The organism is Rhizobacter sp. P3_B12 (assembly GCF_056402895.1).
Genome location: NZ_JBFUGN010001544.1, coordinates 1 through 896 on the forward strand (window position 1 = coordinate 1; position 896 = coordinate 896).

General features: G+C 67.6%; 1 protein-coding gene. It reads left to right on the forward strand.

Going from position 1 to position 896, the window contains the following annotated elements:
- Positions 1-896, forward strand: an 896-nt coding sequence (locus AC1D01_RS36760; protein WP_477874752.1) for a phage tail protein, incomplete at both ends; no start/stop codon positions are given.

An 896-nucleotide genomic window follows, 5' to 3' on the forward strand; every position in this document is an offset into this window, starting at 1 on the left:
TACCTGCAAGGCGCGAACCCGGCGCAGGCGCTCGGATACAGCGGCCTGGCGTACGTCTGCGCGAAAGACTACGACCTCGGCGGTTCGGCGCAGGTCGAAAACCACACCTTCGAGATCCAGGGTGCTCTCGCCTACTCGCTCGGCAGCGCGGTGCCCGACGTGGACCCGAGCCGCGCGCTGCTGGATCTGCTGATGAACGGCCGCTACGGCGCCAACATCGCAAGCGACCGGCTCGACGGCATGCAGGACTGGTCGGACTACTGCGTCGCGGCCGGCCTGGTCATGTCGCCCGCGCTGACCGAGCAGATCTCCGCGGCCGAGCTGGTGCAGCTGCTCGGGCGGCTCACGAACACCGCGCCGGTGTGGAGCGCGGGGAAGCTGAAGATGATCCCCTACGGCGACAGCCCGGAGGCAGGTCTCGGGCGCACCTTCACGCCCAACGTGAAGCCGGTCTACGACCTCACCGACGACCACTTCATACCGAGCCCTGGCGAGCCGCCTGTGAAGCAGGAGCGCAAGAGCCCGGCCGACGCGAAGAACCATTTCCGGGTTCAGTACCGCAACCGGGCGAACAGCTACAACGTCGACGTGGCCGAGGCGAAGGACCAGGCGGACATCGATGCGCACGGGTTGCGCTCCGAGGCGATCGTGAAGGCCGACTGGATCACCGACGGCGCCGTCGCCCGCCTGGTCGCCCAGCTGATGCTGCAGCGCTCTCTGTACATCCGCGCGACCTACACCTTCAAGTTGCCGGCGAACTTCAGTTTGCTGGAGCCGATGGACCTGGTCACGCTGACCGACGTGGGCCTCGGGCTGGACAGGCACCCGGTGCGCATCACCGCCACCGACGAGGAGAACGACGACGGCGACCTGACGGTGAAGGCCGAGGACTTCCC